The sequence below is a fragment of the Phycobacter azelaicus genome (assembly GCF_014884385.1).
Lineage (GTDB): Bacteria > Pseudomonadota > Alphaproteobacteria > Rhodobacterales > Rhodobacteraceae > Phycobacter > Phycobacter azelaicus.
On sequence record NZ_WKFH01000001.1, the window covers coordinates 15,018 to 35,121 of the forward strand.

Below are 20,104 nucleotides of genomic sequence, written 5' to 3' on the forward strand. Positions count from 1 at the left end.
GAAAGACATCCCCATGGCTATTCTCATGTTCTCTGCCTCCGCAGTTGCGGCGCAAATCGCACATGCGCGCGCCTGCAAGACCTTCCTGCCCAACTGGAACGGGCCCGTGGACAGGCCCGCCCTGATCCTCATCGTCGGCAATGGTGTGCATCTGCGCTCAAATGGCATCGATGGCACGACCACCCGTATCGTCACCACCGAACAGGCCGATCCTTCCTTTGCTTTCGCCAATGGCATGAACCCGTTTCGGGACACCGACTGGATGGCGCAGCGCCGCATGGCGTTTCGTGATCTGACCGGCCAGTTCTACACCGACATCCTGGATGACGTGCAGGTTCTCATCGACCGGGGGCGGGGGGCGATCCGGCTCGCCACCGATGGCCACAGCATCCGCGTCTTCGTGCGCCGGGCCTCGGATTATCTCATCGGCGGGACCTACGAGGTGCCCTCGGGCCTCGGCGGCACCTTCCGGGTCATCCTGAAGGATGCCTGCGACACCTTCGCGATCGTGCAGAACTGCGGCAATTGCGAGGATTTCGACGCCATGCAGCCCTACCGCGTGCCGCTCGATGCGCTGATGGAAATCGATGACCGGAGGGCGGCGTGATGGGTTGGCTCTTCTATACCGACGGTCGCGTCCAGACCTACGCGGATGAGAAAGCGGAAATCGCCCGGCTCTGCACCTCTCATGGCGACACGCGCAAGACGGAACTGGTCAAAGCCTGCAAGGTGGGCTCCACCTGGTACGCGGCGGCAAAGGTCACAAATATCGACGGCACCGCTGTCGAAGACACGACCTATGTGACCGATGCGGATGGCTCCATCACGTTCGCCGCCGTATTCCTTACCCGATATGATGACGGCTGCTGGGGCTACAAGGACATGGAGGAAAGCGCGGGACCGGTCGAATCCCGCGCGCCACTGAGCCTATTGGCCCTGCTGTCCGAGCTGAAAGACCCAGACAGCTATGCTCATGCCTGGCGCCAGCGCTGCCAGGACTGGGCTGCGATCCCGGACTACGAGGAAGGCGACAAGATCAAGCTCGCAGCACCTGTGACGCTCACCGATGGCAGTACCTGCCAGATTGTCACCGCGACCCACTACAGGCGCGGGCGGCAAAAGCGCCGCTGCTACCGCATCGAGGAAACTGGTGGGCTCGTACGCCTGTCGAAGGCCTCGCTTGCGGGCTCGGAGCTGCTCAGCTCCGCGAAAGGTGCGGCTAGCCCGGTGCTGGCGGAGTTCCTGGCGGGGCGAAATTAGGTCCTGCGCCGGACGGTTCATCGACCTGCCCGGCGACAGCAGATGCTGCGGCTTGTCTTGACAAGGCAATGCAAATGCATTACCTATCGCGGGCAGCAAAGAACCTTTTCTTCAGGAGACTGCCATGACAGCCCTCGCACAAGATGTCTCGAAACTCACGGATCGGTATCAGACGACCGTGCCGGCGGGTGTGCGCAAACAGCTCAAGCTGGGCAAGGGCGACCAGATTCGTTACTGCACCGAGCCGAGTGGCAGGGTCTATATCGAGCCCGTGCGCAGCGACGAGGAAGATCCCGTGCTCGGAGCCTTTCTCGATTTTGTCGAGGCCGATATCAAGGCGCATCCGGACCGCATTCGGGCTTTCGATGGGGCTTTGCATGACCGTCTTGCAGCACTGGTCGGAGACGTTGATGTCGATCTCGATGCGCCGCTATCGCTCGAGGATGAATGAGCGGCGATAGCGTGCCCGCCCAAGCGCCCCTTGTCGTGAATGGATGGTCGATTTATGCGCACCCACTCTTTCTGGACCAGCTCGAAGGGCTGGTCGAGGAGGTAGAGGCGCGTAAGGCTCGCGATCCCAAGACCTGGCACAAGAAAAACCCGACGAAACGGCTGGCCGCCATCTTCAAGCTGGTCACCGAGGCCATACCTGCAGATCCGGGTGCCGCCGCCTTCCGGCAAGGCGGCACACTCGGCGATCACCGCAAGCACTGGTTCCGGGCGAAATTCTTCCAGCAGTATCGGCTGTTCTACCGGTTCAACAGCGATGCGAAGGTCATCGTGGTGGCATGGGTGAACGACGACAAGACCCTGCGCGCCTATGGCAGCAAGACGGATGCCTATGCGACGTTCAAAGGGATGCTGGAAGATGGCAACCCACCTGACAATTTCGACGCGCTCTTGAAAGAAGCTGCAGCGGCAGGCAAGCGGTTCGAGAAATCCCTTGAAGCGGTGCCCGATCGGTAAGTGGGCCAGCTTGCTATGACCCTTTGGCATTATCATTTACGACGCCACGCTCGAAGATGTAGCATCGGCTGATAATGCGGTCGGAGAAAGCACAATGAATGAGACGGAAAAGGATAGGCAGCACCTCGGTCTAGAGGAGCAATGCGCGCCTGACCTGACGGGGCACCGTTTCCCAATTGCTGTGCGCGTTGCAGACATGCCCGATGACCTCGGCAAGCTGCTGGATATCGGGCTCGAGGAGCATTTCCGTGGCCGCTGAAGCGAATTCTTATGACACGTGGTTTTGCGCGCAGGTGCAGGCCGCGCTGGAGGATGCACGCTCGGGAACATCTCAGGTTCAGGTGATGCAGGCCGCACAGGCATTGATTGATGCGAAGCGGCAGGTCGAACCCAAGTCCTGACCAAGCCTTTGAGGTCGGCGCGGTCTGACTACGTCACCCTGAAAAGCGAAAGCGGGCTTTTTGTCCTTTGGAACTCAGACCCTGATCCAAAGGAAAATCCCCATGTCCAAACCCAGAACGGCCAACCCGGCTCTCGCAATCTCCGAAGCCGATCTCGCCTCTGCCCTCGCGCAAATCGGCACGGAGGTCGATGACCAGCCCCTGCGCAGTTCAGCGCTCGCGCGTATCATGCGCGAGACGTTTCATGGCAGTGATGCCGGGGGCGCCTGGGACTGGCGCATAGCCTATGACATGATGCAGGCTGCGGCTGTCCAGGTGCTGCTGGGTGGGGACGGCGCGGCAGGTGACATCGCCGCTGCAAGGCTACTTGCCTCACGGCTCCTGACGGAAACCCGCCGGTCAGAGCAGCAGATCCGGCTACAGCAGTTTTCCACGCCGCTGCCATTCGCGGCGCTGGTTTTGCGGGCCGCGGCGATCCGCAAGGGCGAGACCGTTCTGGAGCCCTCGGCTGGCACCGGTGCCTTGGCCGCTTTCGCCGCCCGGGCCGGTGCCACGCTTCTGCTCAACGAGATCGACCCCTTTCGCCAGAGCCTATTGCGCGCGGTCTTTGGCGGCGATGTGACGGGCCATGACGGTGAGCATATTGACGATCTGCTGCAGACGCCGATTCTGCCCGACGTCGTGGTGATGAATCCGCCCTTCGCTTCCTCGGTCGATCGCTCGCGAGACAAGCACATCGCCGCCAAGCATCTCATTGCGGCAGCGAAGCGTCTCGCGCCCGGTGGGCGGCTGGTGGCGATCATGCCGCCAGGATTCACGCCCGAACGCGATACCGCGCATTGGTTCCGCGCCTGCGGTCTCCTGACGCCGCGCTTGGCGCTGACGATGCCGGGGCCGGTCTACCGCAAGCTCGGAACCTCTGTGGAAACCCAGCTGATGGTCTTCGACAAGGTGCAGGAGGACGGCGAGATGATCCGCGTCCCTGTGCGGGACTTGGATGAAGCCTTTCCTTTTGTCGACGCCGTGGCCGCAAACCGGTCTGAGACGCGCCCCGCACAACAGGCGGCGAAAAACCCTCATGCGCGATCGGTCGGTCCAGTACCTGTCACGCGCAAGCGCCCAGTTGCCAGAGTTGCGGCGTCCAACGCTCAGACCAACGCCGCCATACCGCTCACTTTCACAAGCCTTGAGGCTCCGCGCGACAACACGCCCATCTCGGACATCTATGCGCGCTACCGTCCGCAGCGGATCGAGATCCCGGGTGCGCAGGAACATCCAACGCCGCTTGTCGAAAGTATCGCCATGGCCTCTGTCGCGCCGCCCATGCCCTCTGGCGCGGCCGGTTCAGAATTGCGCCTGCCTGCCAGGCTGATCGAGGAGGGACATCTCTCCGAGGCGCAGCTCGAGACGATCATCATGGCGCATGATGCCCATGGGCGTGACCTGCCGGGGCGGTTCACCATCGATGACGACCAGACCAAGCTCACCCGGGCCGATGATGACCCGGACGCCAATGCTTATCGCCTCGGCTACTTCCTCGGTGACGGTACCGGCTGCGGCAAGGGGCGCGAATGCGCGGGGCTCATCCTTGTCAACTGGCTGGCCGGGCGCAGGAAGGCGATCTGGGTCTCCAAATCCGCCACGCTCATCGAGGACGCGATCCGCGACTGGACCGATCTTGGCGGCTCGCCAGCCGACATCCAGCCGCTCTCCAAATGGAAACCGGACCAGCCCATCCCGATGGGCGATGGTATCCTGTTCGTGACCTACGCCACGCTGCGCTCGGCGGGCAAATGCGGCAGCACGCGGCTTAGCCAGATCCTCGAGTGGATGGACGAAGACTTCGATGGCGTGCTGGCCTTTGATGAGGCCCATGCCATGCAGAACGCCGCAGGCTCCGAGCAGGGCAGGGGGGTCAAATCCTCCCAGCAGGGCCTTGCTGGCCTGCGGCTGCAACTGGCAGCACCCCGCGCTCGCGTCTTCTACATCTCGGCCACGGGTGCCACGAGCGTGCACAACCTAGCCTATGCCGCGCGGCTGGGGCTCTGGGGGCAGGGCCCCGAATACCCCTTCCCAAGCCGCGAGAGCTTCGTTTCTGCGATGGAAGCCGGCGGTGTCGCTGCCATGGAGGTGGTCGCGCGCGATCTCAAGACGCTCGGGCTCTACACGGCCCGCGCCCTCAGCTTCGACGGCGTGGAGTATGACGTGCTCGAACACGCGCTCACCCCGGCCCAGATCGAGATCTACGACGCCTATGCGGGTGCGTTTCGCACCATCCACCACAATCTCGAAGCCGCGCTGACGGCGACCGGCGTCAACGACGCCTCTGGCGAGACCAATGCCTCGGCCGCACGCGCCTCGGCCAAGTCCCGCTTCGAGAGCACGAAACAGCGCTTCTTCAACCATCTCCTGATGGGGATGAAAGCCCCAAGCATTATCCGCGCCATCGAGGACGATCTGGCGGCGGGCAAGGCTTGCGTCATCCAGGTGGTCTCGACGGGTGAGAGCCTGCTGAAACGTCGACTTGAGACGATGGATCCCGAGGGTGAACTCGTCGAGGGTGCCTTGACGCCGCGCGACTATGTTCTGGGATACCTCGAACAGGCCTTCCCGATTCATGCGCAAAAGCTGGTCGAGATCGATGGCAATATGGTGGCCGAACCGCTCCGCGATGAAACTGGCGCGCTGGTCGTCTCGCGCGAGGCGCTGGCCCTGCGCGATGCGGCCATGATGGAGTTGATGACGCTGGCCCCGATCCCCTCGGCGCTCGACCAGATCCTCTGGGCCTTTGGCGACGAGGCCGTCGCTGAAGTCACGGGCCGGTCCATCCGGCCCCTCAAGGCCGAGGATGGCCACCTCTTCATCGAGAAACGCGCCGCCAGCAGCAATTCGTCTGAGACCCAAGCCTTCATGGACGGCGAGAAGGATATCCTGATCTTCTCCGATGCAGGCGGCACGGGCCGCTCCTATCACGCGGCGCAAACGGCCAAGAACCAGAAGCGGCGGCGGCATTATCTGCTGGAGCCCGGCTGGCGCGCCGATGCGGCCATCCAGGGACTGGGCCGCACGCATCGCTCGGCCCAGGTCAGCGCGCCCTTCTTTCGGGTCTGCACATCCGATGTGCATGGCGAGAAGCGCTTCACCTCGACGATCGCCAAACGCCTCGACCAGCTGGGGGCGCTCACCAAGGGCCAGCGCGAGACCGGCTCGCAGGGCATGTTCCGCGAGGAGGACAATCTCGAAAGCCCGATCGCGCGGGCGGCGCTGCGTGGGTATTTCGCCGATCTTGCCGCCGGGCGCGCTGAGGCGATGAGCTACGAGAGCTTCACCGATTGGACGGCCCTGCGGCTGATCGACAAGGACGGTGTGCTGCTCGAAGAGCTTCCCCCGATCCAGCGGTTTCTGAACCGGGTGCTGGCGCTACCCATCCACATGCAGAACGCGCTCTTTGCCGAGTTCATGCGCCGGATCGCCGATCAGACGGAAAGGGCGCGCGCGGCGGGCACGCTCGATCTCGGCGTGGAAACCCTGCGCGGGGAAAAGATCGAACAGGTCTCCACGGAAGATCTCTGGACCTGCCCGAAATCTGGCGCCGTGACGCGGATCATCGGACTTGAGGTGACGGACCCGGTCCACGTGCTGTCGGCGGATGACGCCCTGTCGCGCAACCCCGACAAGCTGCCGATGGTCAATCGCGCCTCCGGTCGCGCGGCGCTCATCTCGGCGCGGCCCATGCAGATGTATGACGAGGACATCGTCACGCTGATGCGCAAGGTGGTGCGGCCAAACGGGTCGAGCTATCTCGAAGAGGCGCGGTTCGAGTCCTCGGCCTGGGAAGACATCGGAAGGCCTGAGTTCGCAAGGCTTTGGGATGCCGAGGCTGCGTCCCTGCCGAAAACCACCACGACCAAGCTCTACCTGCTGACCGGGCTGCTGTTGCCGATCTGGAAGGACATTCCGACCACGAATGAACGCATCTACAGGGTCACGCCTGACGGGGCAACCGCGATGATTGGGCGCACGCTGAGCGAAGAAGGGGCGGCCGCGCTGCGCGCCCGCTTCCTAGTCTCCAACCCGGAAACACCGCAAGAGATGCTGACCGCCGCCCTCGGCACCACCGCACCGGTCGATCTGGGCCGGGGTCTCACCCTGACCCGTCGCCGGGTCGCAGGCGAGATGCGCCTCGAGCTCGCTGGTGCTGATCGGGGCATGATCGAAGGCCTCAAGGCCCTCGGCTGCTTCACTGAGATCATCGCCTTCCAGCTGCGGGTGTTCCTGCCGCATGGGGACGGGGTCGACACGGGGACCATTCTGGCCCGGATCGTTGGGCAGGGAACCACCAAGGCGGCAGAACAAGCCGCCTGAAAAGCCAAAGCGGGCTTTGGGTCGGGCGTCGCGGATCGGGGTTTGGCCGGTCTGCGCTTTCCGGGCCCGCGCTGACCAATGCGACGCCTGGCCCCCCAACTTCTGACAAGAGGACAGACCCATGACCAATCCCCAGATCGACTATGCCGCAATGGCGGCTCAGTGGCGCGCCGAGCGCGAAACCACCCTGAAAGCAACCCGAGCGGAACTGATCGCGCAATTGCGCGCGCTTGGCATCAACGAGGTCACCGCCGAATACGAAGGCTATGGCGACTCTGGCAATGTCGAGGATGTGACGGTGCAGCCTGCAGAGGTCAACCTGCCGGAGCCGCTTGTCACAGAAGTTGGCGATTTCGCCTGGTCGCTCGCCTATCACCATCACCCGGGGTTCGAAAACAACGAGGGCGGCTACGGCACGCTGTCCTGGGACATCACCGCCGACAGTATCACCTTGGATCATGCCGACCGCTATGTCGAATGCTCGCACAGCTATGTCGAGGGACTTTGAGATGGCACATCCGCTTCATCACGCTGAAAGCTCTGCCCGGAAATTCGGCGGGGTGCCGTCTGACTATCAGGCTGTGCACGATTGGTTTGACGCCTCGAAAGAGCACCTCGCGCTTTTCACGCACCGCGCCTTGCGTCACCATGCCCAAGGCCTGTTCGAAGCGGAGCGTGTCTTCGGCTTGACCCTGACCAATAGCGCGGGTCGGGACATTCCCGTGCGTTGGATCGGCGAGCAGCATATCCGCGAAGACTGCCAGGGCCGTATCCCGAGCATGGCGGACTGGCTGCGACGCATACAGCCTGAGCCATGGATGGCCAATGGCCATATCGAGCAGCACCTCAGCGGGGAGCCCTGCGGTGATCCAAGGGTTGCCTGGGCCTCCGAGGTCGCCGCCGGACGAACGGTTCTTGGCCTGAAAGATTGGATGGCGGCGCGCGCGATGCAAGTGGCGCAGAGTGCCTGACAGGACCCGGCTTTTTGCCAATTGAATGCCGCACGGAAGCCCGGTTGGAAGATCGGGCTTCTTGCGTCGTTTCCCCACCATTCTACTTGAGGAGGGTCACATGACACTCGATGAAATCAAGGCGGCCGTCGATGCCGGCCAGACCGTGCATTGGGCCAATACCGGCTACATTGTCCACAAGGACCGGCTCGGTCAGTACCTCATCACCTATGTGCCGAACGGTAGCTGCATCGGTCTGACCGACCGGGAAGGGCAACGGTTGAATGGCAAAGAGGCGGAGTTCTTCATCGCGCGATCGGAGGACAGCGCGGAAAATCCGGGCAGCCAATCAAGACCAGACGGGCAGGGGAGGGGCGTAGCACCAGGAGGCGCGGGGGCATTCCCACTCGGACGGCAGCTCTGACCCGTGGGCGGGGCTGAAAGGAAAGCAGGCTTTCTGATTTGTGATCCCTCAAGGGGTCGAGAAAGCAATCCCGGATGCGCTGGCAAGGACGTCAGACACCGGCCAATCCAAAAGGAACCATCCCATGTTCGCAGGAACCCTCACCCGCAATGTCGAGACCGCAGCCGCCGAATACACCGGCATGATCCATTCGACGCGCTTTGACATCGCCATCCAGTTGGAGGCACGGGCCAAGATGTCCGCGCGCAGCCCGGATTATGACGTGACGGCGATCAACAAGTCCGGTCGCAAGGTGCGCATCGGCACGGCCTGGAACGAAACCGGCAATACCAGCGGCAACCCCTACATCTCGATGCAGATCGATGTCGGCCTCGGCCCCTTCCGGGTCAACGCGGTGCAGACGAAAGAGGCGCGCACGGCCCAGAGTGGCGCGTTCGAGATCATCCCTCTGGTCTCGAACGGCCTGATGAAATCCGGCTCGATCTCGGGCGAGCTCACCGCCATGGACGCCGACAACGCCTTCACCGGCTACATCGCCAACATGATGTTCGATCTGGAGTTCATCCTGATCGAGAACAGCTACAAGACCGAGGAGACCCACCCCGATTACCGGATCGAGGTCAGCTCGCCCCGGGGCACGCCGATCCGCGTTGGCTCGGCCTGGATGGCCAAAAGCAGCCGCACGGGCAATGACTACCTGTCGCTTATGATCAACACGCCCGATGGCGACCTGCGCGTCAACGCCGTCCAGAACGAAGAGCAGCGCGGCGGCCAGACCTTCTCGATCATCCCGTTCATCGACAGCGGCGATCAGGCGCAGGACGCGAGCGTGGGGCTCTCCTTGGTCGCCTAATCGGCGAGCGAGGGGGAGACGATCTGAGCCCAAAGGGGAGCCGTGGGACCACGGTTCCCCTTTTTCCATGTCTGGCTGCACGACGCACACATCTGCTTGCGATCTGCTGAATATGATATACGATAATATATTATTGAATGGTCGAGGGTGGGCACATGGTAGCGAGACTGGGAAAAGCTCCGTGGTTCGAGAGCTTTGATGTAGACGCAGAGGTTGAAGAGCTTCTTGCTCATATCGAGCGTTGCACTGGATTTGCGCTGCCTGAACGACAGCGTGATGTCATCATGACCCATGCAATGGCAAAGCTCGACAGGACAAGGCAGGCATATCTGGAGGCCAAGGCGGCGGGAAAGCCGGTGTCCACATCGCGGCGTGCGTATCTGACCGACCTCCAGGACACGATCTTCATGGCGATCCCGGAAGAGAACCTCGCGCGGATGCCCCTGAGCGAGCAGGTTCTGAACGATCCATCATTTTACGCGGACGCCATGCACCGTGCCGCTGCGATCAGCGAGGATGAGCTATTCATGGCGCTGTCCTCTTCGCTGAAAGACATGACAGTCCAAGACTGTTGATTGTCACTGAGAACTGACCCGGTAGCCCTATAAATTGTCACTGAGAATTGACCCATGTGAACACACTTCCCCGACGGTTTTGGTTGGGGGGATTAGGAGTGATCGACATGGGATTTTTGAGTGTCATTCGACGCTGGGCATTGCGTGACAAAATGCCAATCAGGGAGATTGCCCGGCGGACGGGTTTGTCTCGGAACACGATCAAGAAGTATCTGCGTGAAGGTGCGGTGGAACCGCAGTTCAAGACGCCCAAGCGTCCAAGCAAGCTGGACCCCTACGCGGATCGGCTGTCAGCCTGGCTTTTAATCCAGACGCGGAAGTCACGCAAAGAGCGGCGGACAGTGAAGCAAATGCATGCTGATCTTGTGAAGCTGGGATATAATGGTTCCTATGAACGCGTGGCAGCTTTCGCCCGGGCATGGCGTGAAGATCGGCATCGAGCGGAACAGACGACGGGGCGCGGCACCTACGTGCCTTTGGTGTTCGCGCCCGGCGAAGCCTTCCAATTCGATTGGAGCGAGGACTGGGCCAACATCGGCGGTGAGCGCGTCAAACTTCAGGTCGCTCATATCAAGCTATCGCACAGCCGCGCTTTCTTGGTGCGGGCCTACCCGCTGCAAACGCACGAGATGCTGTTTGACGCCCACTGGCATGCATTCCGCGTGTTCGGCGGTGTGCCTGGTCGCGGGATCTATGACAATATGAAGACCGCCGTTGATCGTGTGGGCAAAGGCAAGCAGCGGGACGTCAATGCACGCTTCAAGGCTATGGCCAGCCACTACGTGTTTGAGCCCGAGTTCTGCAATCCGGCGGCCGGTTGGGAGAAAGGCCAGGTTGAGAAGAACGTGCAGGATGCGCGCAACCGCATGTGGCAGGTCATGCCGGTCTGCGCCGATCTGGCAGAGCTGAACCAATGGCTTGAAGATCGCTGTATCGCCCTTTGGACAGAGACGCCGCACAAGGCTTTGCCGGGGTCCATCGCTGACGTGTGGGAGGCCGAGAAGCCTACGCTGATGGCACTGCCGCCGGCATTCGATGGCTTTATCGAACACAGTAAGCGTGTGTCACCCACATGCCTGATCACTTTCGAACGCAATCGCTACAGCGTTCCCGCCAGCTTTGCGAACCGCCGTGTCAGTTTGCATGTCTATCCCGAACGGCTGATCGTGGTCGCTGAAGGGCAAACGGTTTGCAAGCATGCGCGGATCATCGAGCGGTCTCATCGCAAGCCCGGCAAGGTCATCTATGACTGGCGCCACTATCTCGCTGTTATCCAACGCAAACCGGGCGCACTTCGGAATGGTGCGCCGTTCACGGAGATGCCGGATGCCTTCCGTCAATTGCAGGATCACATGCTGCGTAAAGAAGGCGGTGACCGAGAGATGGTCGACATTCTGTCTTTGGTCCTTCAGCACAACGAAGAGGACGTTTTGTGTGCAGTGGAGCTGGCACTTGAAGCAGGCGTCCCCACCAAGACGCACATCCTGAACCTGTTGCATCGATTGATCGACCGCAGACCGACAGATCACCCCGAGGTCGATCCGCCGGACGCACTGGCATTGCAGACAACGCCAGTGGCCAACGTCGGTCGCTATGACGGGTTGCGACAGACTGAGGAGAAGCGCCATGCGTCATGACCCAGCAGGAGCCTCTATCGTCATCATGCTGCGCAGTCTTAAGCTCTATGGCATGGCAAATGCGATTGAAGACTTGGTCGCCCAGGGCGCGCCAGCGTTCGAAGCTGCCACACCAATGCTGTCACAGCTGCTCAAGGCCGAGATCGCCGAACGCGAGGTACGGTCCATCGCCTACCACACGAAGGTCGCCCGCTTCCCCGCATACAAGGATCTGACGGGCTTCGACTTTGCATCGAGTGAGATCAACGAAGCGACAGTGCGGCAGCTACACCGATGCGAGTTTATCGAAGCGGCCGAGAATGTCGTTTTGATCGGCGGTCCCGGAACGGGCAAGAGCCACACAGCCACAGCAATCGGCGTCCAAGCCATCGAACATCACCGGCGTAAGGTGCGCTTCTTCTCGACCGTGGAATTGGTCAACGCGCTGGAGCAGGAGAAGGCGCTTGGTAAGGCAGGGAAACTGGCTGAGATGCTGACGAAGGTCGACTTGGTCATCTTGGACGAACTCGGCTACCTGCCGTTCAGTTCATCTGGCGGGGCGCTGCTCTTCCATCTGCTCAGCAAGCTCTACGAGCGCACCAGCGTCATCATCACCACAAACCTCAGCTTCTCAGAATGGGCGCAGGTCTTCGGGGATGCAAAGATGACAACCGCGCTCCTCGATAGGCTGACTCACCGCTGCCACATCCTCGAAACCGGAAACGACAGCTACCGCTTCAAGGCCAGCGCTGAGGCTGCAAAAAAAACACGAAAGGAGGCCAAAACATTGACCGCGTCATAAACCACGACGCATAACTGAGGGTGGGTCAAATCTCGGTGAAAATACCGGGTCAGTTCTCAGTGACAATCAACAGGCTCGATCTATGAGCGACTTCTCGAATACGAGGTGACACGCGACGGCGACGACATCACCGTTCAGCCGAACATCTTTGCGCGCAAGGGATCGGGCAGCTATTACACGCCCGACGACTTGGTGCAGCTCATCCTGACCGAGACCCTTGAGCCGCTTGTCGAAGAGCGCAAACGCGCCTTCAGGGACAAGATCGCAGAGCTAGGGCAGGGGGACTTGCCCGATCATCGCAAGATCGGGCAGCTCAAACGCCTCGATCCTGCAACCGCGCTTCTTGACCTGAAAATCTGCGACCCGGCTATGGGTTCTGGCCATTTCCTTGTGAGCCTCGTTGACTTCATGGCTGACCAGGTGATCGCCGCCATGGCCGAGGCCGAGCTCGATGCGCCTGAGGAATGGGGGGACTACATTTCCCCGCTTGGCGAGAGAATCGACACGATCCGCAACACCATCCTGGCCAATGCCGATGAACGCGACTGGACGATCGACGAGGAACAGCTCGACGACCGGCACATCATCCGCCGCATGGTGCTCAAACGCTGCATCTACGGCGTAGACAAGAACCCGATGGCTGTGGAGCTCGCGAAGGTGGCGCTGTGGCTGCACACCTTCACCGTGGGCGCGCCGTTGTCCTTCCTCGACCACCATCTTCGCTGTGGTGACAGCCTTTTCGGCTCCTGGGTGAAGAAGGGCATCGACAAGGCTGCGACCTATGGCACGCCGCTCTTGCTGCACGAGCCGATGAAGCGTGCCCTGCGCGCGGCATCCAAGATGCAGATCGTCGAGGGGCTGACAGACGCCGAGATTGCCGAGGCGCACCGATCGGCAGACGTGTTTGCCGAGATCGAGGACATGACCGCGCCGCTCGACGCGCTCTTGAAGCTGATCCATGCGATCGACTGGCTCGACATCAAGGATAAGGCAGACAAAGCCGCGCTCAAAATATTCTTCGATGGTCAGTTTGGCGATCCGCTCGACATCGCCATGGGCAAGAAGGAGCCCAAGACCAAACGCGAAGAGGGACAGCGCTTTGCCGAGATACTTGGCCAGGCGCGCATTCTGATCGCGGAAGAAAACTTCCTCAACTGGCAAGTGACCTTCCCAGGCATTTGGTCCGATTGGGAAGAAGACGAGTTGACCGGCGGGTTTCATGCCGTAGTCGGCAACCCGCCATGGGATCGGATGAAGCTTCAGCAGGTCGAGTGGTTTGCGGAGCGCCGCCCCGAGATTGCGAAAGCTCAAAGAGCGTCGGATCGCAAGAAGATGATTACCGCGCTCGAAAAGGAAGGCGACCCGCTCGCGCAGAATTACGCCAAGGCATCCGAGAGGGCCGAGGCCGGAACGCGCATGGCGCGAAAGGGCGGCGACTATCCCTTGCTTTCCGGCGGGGACGTGAACCTTTATTCGCTCTTTGTCGAACGCGCCATGACGCTGGTGCAGCCCACAGGGCTTACAGGGTTGATCGTACCCTCGGGCATCGCGTCCGACAAAACCGCCGCACCGTTCTTCAAGGGGGTGGCGACTGAGGGGCGGCTGAAGGCGCTTTATGATTTCGAGAACAAGAAGGTGTTCTTTCCCCACGTTCACGCGTCGTTCAAATTCTGCGCGTTTGTTGCCAGCCCGACCGAAACACCGGACGAAGCCAAACTGGCGTTCTATCTGCACAATATCGCCGAGTTGTCGGACCCAGAGCGTTGCTTCACGCTGAGCGCCGAGGATTTCGCCCGCGTGAACCCCAACACTGGCACTGCGCCGATCTTTCGCTCACGCCGGGATGCCGAGCTGACCAAGGCGATCTACGCCGCTGCTCCGATCCTCGTGGACCGATCAGGCGGCGATGCCGTCAAAGCCTGGCCGGTGAAGTACGCGACCATGTTCCACATGACGAACGACTCCGGTTTGTTCCGCACCCGCAAGGAGTTGGAAGAGCAGGAGTCGGCCTATCCCTTGGGCGGCAATACCTTCGGAAGCGCCTCGGGCAACTGGCTGCCACTTTATGAAGGCAAGATGGTGCAAGCTTATGATCATCGCGCCGCCAATGTGGTGGTGAACCCTGAAAACCAGCACCGCCCCGCGCAGCCCGTGCCCGCCACAGAAGAGCTAAAAGCCAACCCCGACTGGGTTCCTGATCCACAGTTTTGGGTGAACACAGGCGAGTTGACTGACGCACTCGGGTTCTCATGGTGCATCAGCTACAAGATGATCACCGCGCCCACGAACATGCGAACCATGATCGCAGCGGCTCTACCTCGATGCGGCGTCGGCAATTCAATGGGCATTTTGCTGCCTGAGAAGAACGGAAAAGAGGTTTTCCGGGGAGCCGCCAGTTTGATGTTGGGCAATATCAACTCAACGCCGTTTGATTTTGTGATGCGCCAGAAGGTGCAGGGACAAAACATCAACTGGTTCATTGTCGAACAACTGCCCGTCATCGCGCCCGAGCGCTTCAATGAGCGCCAGTTTGGCTCTAAAACCGCCGCTCAAATCGTGCGAGAGGCGGTTCTTGAGCTCACCTACACCGCCCATGACATGGAACCGTTTGCGCGGGATATGGGCTATGTGGACAAGGCTGGAAACGTGAAGCCCCCCTTCACCTGGGATGAAGAGCGCCGCCTTGTCCTGCGCGCCAAGCTCGATGCCGTCTTCTTCCATCTCTATGGCATCACCGACCGCGACGACATCCGCTACATCTACTCGACCTTCCCGATCGTCGAGCGTGAAGAGAAAGCCGCCTATGGTGGCAAATACCGCTCTTGCGAGCTCTGCCTCGCCTACATGAACGCGCTCGCTGCCGGAAACCCCGACGCGGAGATCAAGCTATGAGCAACGTCAATGTCAGACGCGCCGTCGAGAATATCCGTTCTGGGACAAATGTTTACACCCCGCTTGTCGAAACCATCGTGAACGCTATCCAGGCGATCGAGGCCACATCGCCTGAAGCGGGCCGCGTTGATATTCTGGTGAAGCGGTCGAACCAGCAGGAACTTGAGGGCGGTCAGCCGCCCGTCGAAAGCTTCACTGTCATCGACAACGGCATCGGCTTTAACGACGAGAACAGGGATTCATTTGATACCCTTTACTCGGATCACAAGATCGCACAGGGCGGGAAGGGTTTCGGACGCTTCACCTGTCTGAAATACTTCGACGATTTACTCATCGAGAGCGTTTTCGAGCACGAAGAGGGACGGAAAAAGCGCGCCTTTAAGATGGGCAAGCAAACCGACATCATCGTCAACGAAAGTATTGAAGACTGTCCTGACGGCGACATCGGTTCCCGTGTCACCATGCACAAGGTCAAGCGCGCGTTTCCCGACAAGAAAATCAAGACGATTGCTCGGACACTGGTGGAGCGGCTTCTGCCGTACTTCATCGACGCCGACTATCGGTGTCCCGAGATCGGGATCGCCGAGGAAGACGGAACGGGGCGGATCATTCTCAACAATTTTGTCAGCAATCAGCTTGCTGCGATGATCAAGGAGATTCCGCTCCAAGAGGGGGATATCGTCCTCGGTTCAGGGGACAAGGAGCAGAAATTTCAGGTTCGCGTGTTCAAGCTCTACTCGCCGCGAAACCAGAAGAGCAAGATCAGCTTGGTTGCCGACCGCCGAGAGGTCACGGACACTGCGATCCATAGCTTTGTGCCAGAATTTGTGGATGAATTTTTTGAAGAAGGATCATCTGAGGGCGAAGAAAGAGATCGCAACTACATCGTTAAGGCCTATGTCTTCGGCCCGTATCTCGATGCCAACGTGTCACTTGAGCGGGGCGGTTTCGACTTTCCCAAGGGCGACGACCTGCTTCATCCCATCTCACAGGCTGAGATCGAGCAGGCAGCCGCGCAAATCGCGCGCGATGCGCTTGGTGATACGATCACCGCACGTCAGGAAAAGAAACGCACTCAGGTTCGCAGCTATGTAGAGGATTCAGCGCCCTGGCACCGGACGATCGCAGAGGATATCGACCTGTCGTCGATGCCCTATAACCCGACCCCAGAGCAAATTGAGACGGTCTTTCAGAAAGAAAAATTCTCCCAGGAAGTATCCATCCGCCAGCAAGTCAACAAGATGCTCAGCGAAACGGACGCGGAGGGGCTTAAAGATGGCCTACCGAAAATCTTGGATCAGATATCGAAAACCAGTCGCAATGACCTAATCCACTATATTGCGCTGCGAAAGCATGTGCTGACGCTCTTCGGGAAAAGCTTCGAGCTTACCGACGACCAAAAATACCCGTCCGAGGGAACCGTCCACGACATCATATTCCCTCGAAAGGGCGATACGGCCGCGACAGCATACGAGGATCACAATCTTTGGATTATCGACGAACGGCTCAACTTCACGAATTTCGTAAGCTCAGACAAGCCGTTGGATGGCGGCGCGACTGAGCGCCCGGACTTGTTGGTGTTTGACAAGCCAGTGCTGTTCAGGGGGGATAACGAGGCGAGCAATCCGATCACCGTCTTCGAGTTCAAGAAGCCGGGGCGCGATGACTTTGTGAACCCGTCATCGAAGGAAGACCCAGTGCAGCAGATCATCCGGTATGTGAACAACGTCAAGAAGGGCAAATTCAAGACCCCCAAAGGACGCCAAATCCAAGTTGCTGATAACACGCCGTTCTATGGCTACGTCATGTGTGAAATCACCGAAAAGGTCAAAGAGTGGCTGAAGATGGAGAAGGACTTCACGCCCATGCCTGACGGCGGGGGATGGTTTAAGTGGTTTGGGAATAACAACCTCTACATGGAGGTTTTGAGCTGGGACAAGGTGCTGCGAGACGCTGAGATGCGCAACAGTGTCTTCTTCCACAAGCTTGGCATCGACTGATCTCCACGGGTGCGTGCAAAAATCAAGACTTTTGCACACTCACTCGAAACTGGTACCCTCAATGGCTTAGAGCGTGCACAATTCACGATCGGAATTTGTGAAAAGAAACGCTGACTTTGAACGCGGGAGGCTCTGATCGGGGTTTGACCGCTTCTTGGCACGAACGATCCGCTGCGCACAAATGTCGGCTTTGTAGGCTGCAAAAGCAGCAATTTGACTGGTAGGTAAGTGTCGGGATTGGGCCGTCACCGCCTGCCGAGACGACCCAACCTTGAAAGCTGCGCCAGCATTCGGGCTCCTGTGCCGGTCCCGTCGCTGGACGTAGCTGCGGTTGGACCACCAGCAGTATTGGGTCGGCTTGGCAACGCTTGCACACCAAAGAATTGGCGCGCGCGCAGAGCTGCATATTCTGCGCCTGTCGCACCTCCGATGGCGTACCGGTTGTAGACTTGCTGGCTTCCTGCAAGCCCTCGAGCAAAGGCATAGCTGCCACCGAAGCCAGCAGAGAGCGCTGGCATCATGATGTTTCCGGAAATCGCCCGAACCAGGAATGGCGTTGCTATGATGAAGCCCTTTGCCATGAGCACCATCATGAAGAAGGGGATGAGCGCGCCGATGTTGGAGGCGCCTTCCGGGTCGCCTAGCTCAGCAAGAAGCGCACGCGAGACACCCGTGATGGTCGCGAACACGCCGGCCACGACGATAGGGTACATCGCAAAGGAAATCAGCGCCGATAGCCAGCGCGCGAAATAATCCTTGGTCACTTCAAAAAGGGTCAGGAAGATCATGATCGGTGCAATCCCGATCAGCAGAGCGATCATGAGCCTTGACGCAACGACGATGAACGCCGCCAAGCCACCGAGGATCGAGAGCAGCAAAACCCCCAGGGTGTCCAACAGGGCACCGGCCATCCAGTTCAGTTCAGACCCCGCAGCATTCAAATAGTCCCCGAGCGCCGCGATCAGGTCATCGAACTCCTCTGCGAAGGTACCGGATGGGCCCGGTGATCCGCCGCCGACTGAGGCCACGAGCGATCCGGCAATGCTGTCGATCCCATTTAGGATCGCCGCAGCAAGGATGTTGAACTGCACCCAGTTGGTTGCAAATGCGCCTATCAGCCCGACTTTCACGGCGAGCCAGAAGGCCGTGCGCCCGTCCATGGCGCGATACTGGTAGATCGTGTTGATGAAAACCAGAATGACCACGAGCGTGGTGCCGAGTACGAGCATCGTTCCCACAGTTGCGGCGACCGCCCCGAATTGTGTCTCTGCAGCGGTATTGAGATAGCCTTCAGCCGTTTCGACGAAGTAGGTGACGACACTCATGGAGCCCTACCAGTTTCCAGCGGCTTGGCAGATTGGCATGGCTTCGCGCCGAAGCTCATTCGCCTGTCGTCGGTATTCTGACGTCGCTTCCACGATGTCCCAGTATTCAGATGCGGCGAAATGCTCGAAGTAGACGCCTTCAGCTGCCTCCCAAGTCGGATACCACGTTGGACATTCACAGCTTTGGGCTTCAACGATGCGTTGCATGCTCTGCGCCCGATAGATCTGTTGGATCAGGAGCCGCTTGTGGGACTCGCGTACAGCGATGTCTTGCATCCACTGCGGCTCTGGAGGCTGGTCGGGACAGACATCTGGCTGGTTATCGAGCGTTGGGATCAGGTTCCGTTCAGCAACGCCAGCGGTTGCGCAGAGAACGACGAGCAGGCCTGCTGACGCAACGACCCGCATCATTCTGAAGCCACCTTCGTCGCCAAAGATTCACGCTTCAAGAACGTGGTATAGCCGTAGTCACCGGCTTCAGCTGTAATGACTTCCCATCCCTCTGCGCCGCGCTCATTCAAGGCGCTTCGCATCGCGTCATAGTCCTTTTGTTTCTTCACCTGGAAAAACAGAATGTCGTACTCAAAGGTCTTCATTGGGAAGCTCCGATCTCGGTTGCGCCGGGTAGGTAGAATTCGGTGATGCCGCGCCTGCCATCGTGGCGACCGGCCTGGATGATCACGTCGATGGAATTCTCTATGTATTGGATCATGTCGGCATAGGTCATCGGGATCTCGGTCTTAAGCGCTGCGATGGCCAGACGCTGCACGGCGAGCTGCGGTGTTTCGGCGTGAAGCGTGGTCATGGACCCGCCATGGCCCGTGTTAATCGCCTCGAGGAAGGTCATGGCCTCCTTGCCGCGCACCTCGCCCAGGATGATCCGGTCGGGGCGCATGCGCAGCGTGGCAGTGAGCAAGACATCGGCGGTCTGGAACTCCGCGTCGCGGTTGGCAATCAGGGTCACGGCATTCGGCTGGGTCGGCAGAAGCTCGGCGGCTTCCTCGATGGTGACGATGCGTTCCTCGGCAGGCACGTGGGCGAGGATCTTCCGCGCGGCGACGGTCTTGCCGGTGGAGGTGCCGCCAGAGACGATCATGTTGAGCTTGTTGTCGACGCAGAAGGCCAGCGCATCGTCGATCACGCCGGACGCCACGACCTCTCGCAGTTCGCGGGTTTTCTCGAGGCGGAGCTCTTCGAGCTTACGCTCCTTGCCAAAGAGGAAATCTAGCGCAATGCCTTCAAGCGGCAGGCTAGAAAAAAACCGAAGACTGATCGACATGGCCGAGAGCACGGCGGGAGGGGTGATGACCTGAGCCCGGATCGGGCGGCCCTTGTAGGTGATCGAGACCGAGACGATCGGGCGGTCCTTGCTCAACGTTGTGTTGGCGGAGGAGGCGACCTGGTTGCCGAGGTCTTTGACCTCCGTGGCGGTCAGCTTCTGGTCCAGCACCCGCATGAAATGATCGCCGTGGAATTCTCCCCAGCAGGTCCCGTCAGGGTTGATGCAGATCTCGATGACATCGTCGCGGGCGGCGGCATCGATCCGGTCGAGTGAGGTCTGGAGATAGCTCAGCGACATGGGCTCAGAAAATCTCCAGATCTCGGTCGACCATGACCGTGACGCGCGCGCCTTGGTCGACATAGATAACGGGGCCGATCGAAAGGTAATCGCCAA

Annotated in this window: 20 protein-coding genes; 16 read left to right on the forward strand and 4 right to left on the reverse strand. The window is 60.0% G+C overall.

Translation table 11 applies throughout. The features are described from left to right. The first annotated feature begins 13 nt into the window (after positions 1–13). From INS80_RS00080 to INS80_RS00155, 16 genes are all read left to right on the forward strand, one after another. Positions 14–607 carry a regulator gene (locus INS80_RS00080; protein WP_142494607.1) on the forward strand — a complete coding sequence of 198 codons (594 nt, stop codon included), beginning with the start codon at positions 14–16 and terminating at the stop codon, positions 605–607. Next, positions 607–1,260 carry a DUF6927 domain-containing protein gene (locus tag INS80_RS00085; RefSeq protein ID WP_142494606.1) on the forward strand — a complete coding sequence of 218 codons (654 nt, stop codon included), beginning with the start codon at positions 607–609 and terminating at the stop codon, positions 1,258–1,260. The genes INS80_RS00080 and INS80_RS00085 overlap by 1 nt, the downstream gene beginning before the upstream one ends. A gap of 124 nt (positions 1,261–1,384) precedes the next feature. Beyond that, positions 1,385–1,711: a type II toxin-antitoxin system PrlF family antitoxin gene (locus INS80_RS00090; protein WP_005668772.1), complete on the forward strand. Its 327-nt coding sequence runs from the start codon at positions 1,385–1,387 to the stop codon at positions 1,709–1,711. Next, positions 1,708–2,226, forward strand: coding sequence for a type II toxin-antitoxin system YhaV family toxin (locus INS80_RS00095; protein WP_024099306.1), 519 nt, complete (start codon positions 1,708–1,710; stop codon positions 2,224–2,226). The genes INS80_RS00090 and INS80_RS00095 overlap by 4 nt, the downstream gene beginning before the upstream one ends. A gap of 94 nt (positions 2,227–2,320) precedes the next feature. Next, on the forward strand, positions 2,321–2,485 hold the full coding sequence (locus INS80_RS00100) for a hypothetical protein (RefSeq protein ID WP_009819683.1): 165 nt from the start codon (positions 2,321–2,323) through the stop codon (positions 2,483–2,485). Then, the gene (locus INS80_RS00105) at positions 2,475–2,627 is read left to right on the forward strand and encodes an antitoxin PaaA2 family protein (RefSeq protein WP_043754116.1); all 153 of its coding nucleotides are present in this window, start codon (positions 2,475–2,477) and stop codon (positions 2,625–2,627) included. The genes INS80_RS00100 and INS80_RS00105 overlap by 11 nt, the downstream gene beginning before the upstream one ends. 102 nt (positions 2,628–2,729) lie before the next feature. After that, the gene (locus tag INS80_RS00110) at positions 2,730–6,992 is read left to right on the forward strand and encodes a strawberry notch family protein (RefSeq protein ID WP_192963672.1); all 4,263 of its coding nucleotides are present in this window, start codon (positions 2,730–2,732) and stop codon (positions 6,990–6,992) included. 121 nt (positions 6,993–7,113) lie between these two features. After that, positions 7,114–7,500: a DUF6878 family protein gene (locus INS80_RS00115; protein ID WP_192963673.1), complete on the forward strand. Its 387-nt coding sequence runs from the start codon at positions 7,114–7,116 to the stop codon at positions 7,498–7,500. Position 7,501: 1 nt separating this feature from the next. Beyond that, positions 7,502–7,963, forward strand: a complete 462-nt coding sequence (locus tag INS80_RS00120) for a DUF6915 family protein (RefSeq protein ID WP_192963674.1) — start codon at positions 7,502–7,504, stop codon at positions 7,961–7,963. A 100-nt stretch (positions 7,964–8,063) separates the two neighbouring features. Then, the gene (locus tag INS80_RS00125; RefSeq protein WP_192963675.1) at positions 8,064–8,366 is read left to right on the forward strand and encodes a hypothetical protein; all 303 of its coding nucleotides are present in this window, start codon (positions 8,064–8,066) and stop codon (positions 8,364–8,366) included. Positions 8,367–8,490: 124 nt separating this feature from the next. Continuing rightward, positions 8,491–9,219 carry a DUF736 family protein gene (locus INS80_RS00130; RefSeq protein ID WP_192963676.1) on the forward strand — a complete coding sequence of 243 codons (729 nt, stop codon included), beginning with the start codon at positions 8,491–8,493 and terminating at the stop codon, positions 9,217–9,219. A gap of 155 nt (positions 9,220–9,374) precedes the next feature. Further along, on the forward strand, positions 9,375–9,794 hold the full coding sequence (locus INS80_RS00135) for a hypothetical protein (RefSeq protein ID WP_226892488.1): 420 nt from the start codon (positions 9,375–9,377) through the stop codon (positions 9,792–9,794). A gap of 107 nt (positions 9,795–9,901) precedes the next feature. After that, the gene (gene istA, locus INS80_RS00140) at positions 9,902–11,431 is read left to right on the forward strand and encodes an IS21 family transposase (protein ID WP_110732346.1); all 1,530 of its coding nucleotides are present in this window, start codon (positions 9,902–9,904) and stop codon (positions 11,429–11,431) included. Beyond that, positions 11,421–12,212 carry an IS21-like element helper ATPase IstB gene (istB, locus tag INS80_RS00145; RefSeq protein ID WP_050687164.1) on the forward strand — a complete coding sequence of 264 codons (792 nt, stop codon included), beginning with the start codon at positions 11,421–11,423 and terminating at the stop codon, positions 12,210–12,212. The genes istA and istB overlap by 11 nt, the downstream gene beginning before the upstream one ends. Positions 12,213–12,317: 105 nt before the next feature. Further along, positions 12,318–15,104 carry an Eco57I restriction-modification methylase domain-containing protein gene (locus tag INS80_RS00150; protein WP_369411342.1) on the forward strand — a complete coding sequence of 929 codons (2,787 nt, stop codon included), beginning with the start codon at positions 12,318–12,320 and terminating at the stop codon, positions 15,102–15,104. Next, a complete protein-coding gene (locus tag INS80_RS00155) occupies positions 15,101–17,104 on the forward strand; it encodes an ATP-binding protein (protein WP_192963677.1) in 2,004 nt (667 codons plus the stop codon). Before INS80_RS00150 ends, INS80_RS00155 begins: the two co-directional genes overlap by 4 nt. Before the next feature lie 245 nt (positions 17,105–17,349). Here the strand turns inward: INS80_RS00155 and INS80_RS00160 are convergent, their stop codons facing one another. From INS80_RS00160 to INS80_RS00175, 4 genes are read right to left on the reverse strand one after another with little or no spacing between them, the layout of a single operon-like run. Continuing rightward, positions 17,350–18,429, reverse strand: a complete 1,080-nt coding sequence (locus INS80_RS00160) for a TrbL/VirB6 family protein (protein ID WP_192963678.1) — start codon at positions 18,427–18,429, stop codon at positions 17,350–17,352. A gap of 6 nt (positions 18,430–18,435) precedes the next feature. After that, positions 18,436–18,840 (reverse strand): hypothetical protein, encoded by a 405-nt coding sequence (locus tag INS80_RS00165; RefSeq protein WP_192963679.1) that lies wholly within the window; start codon positions 18,838–18,840, stop codon positions 18,436–18,438. Continuing rightward, positions 18,837–19,025 (reverse strand): hypothetical protein, encoded by a 189-nt coding sequence (locus INS80_RS00170; RefSeq protein ID WP_095589381.1) that lies wholly within the window; start codon positions 19,023–19,025, stop codon positions 18,837–18,839. The genes INS80_RS00165 and INS80_RS00170 overlap by 4 nt, the downstream gene beginning before the upstream one ends. Then, entirely contained in the window at positions 19,022–20,008 is a 987-nt protein-coding gene (locus tag INS80_RS00175) for an ATPase, T2SS/T4P/T4SS family (RefSeq protein WP_192963680.1), read from the reverse strand. Before INS80_RS00175 ends, INS80_RS00170 begins: the two co-directional genes overlap by 4 nt. Positions 20,009–20,104: the final 96 nt, after the last annotated feature.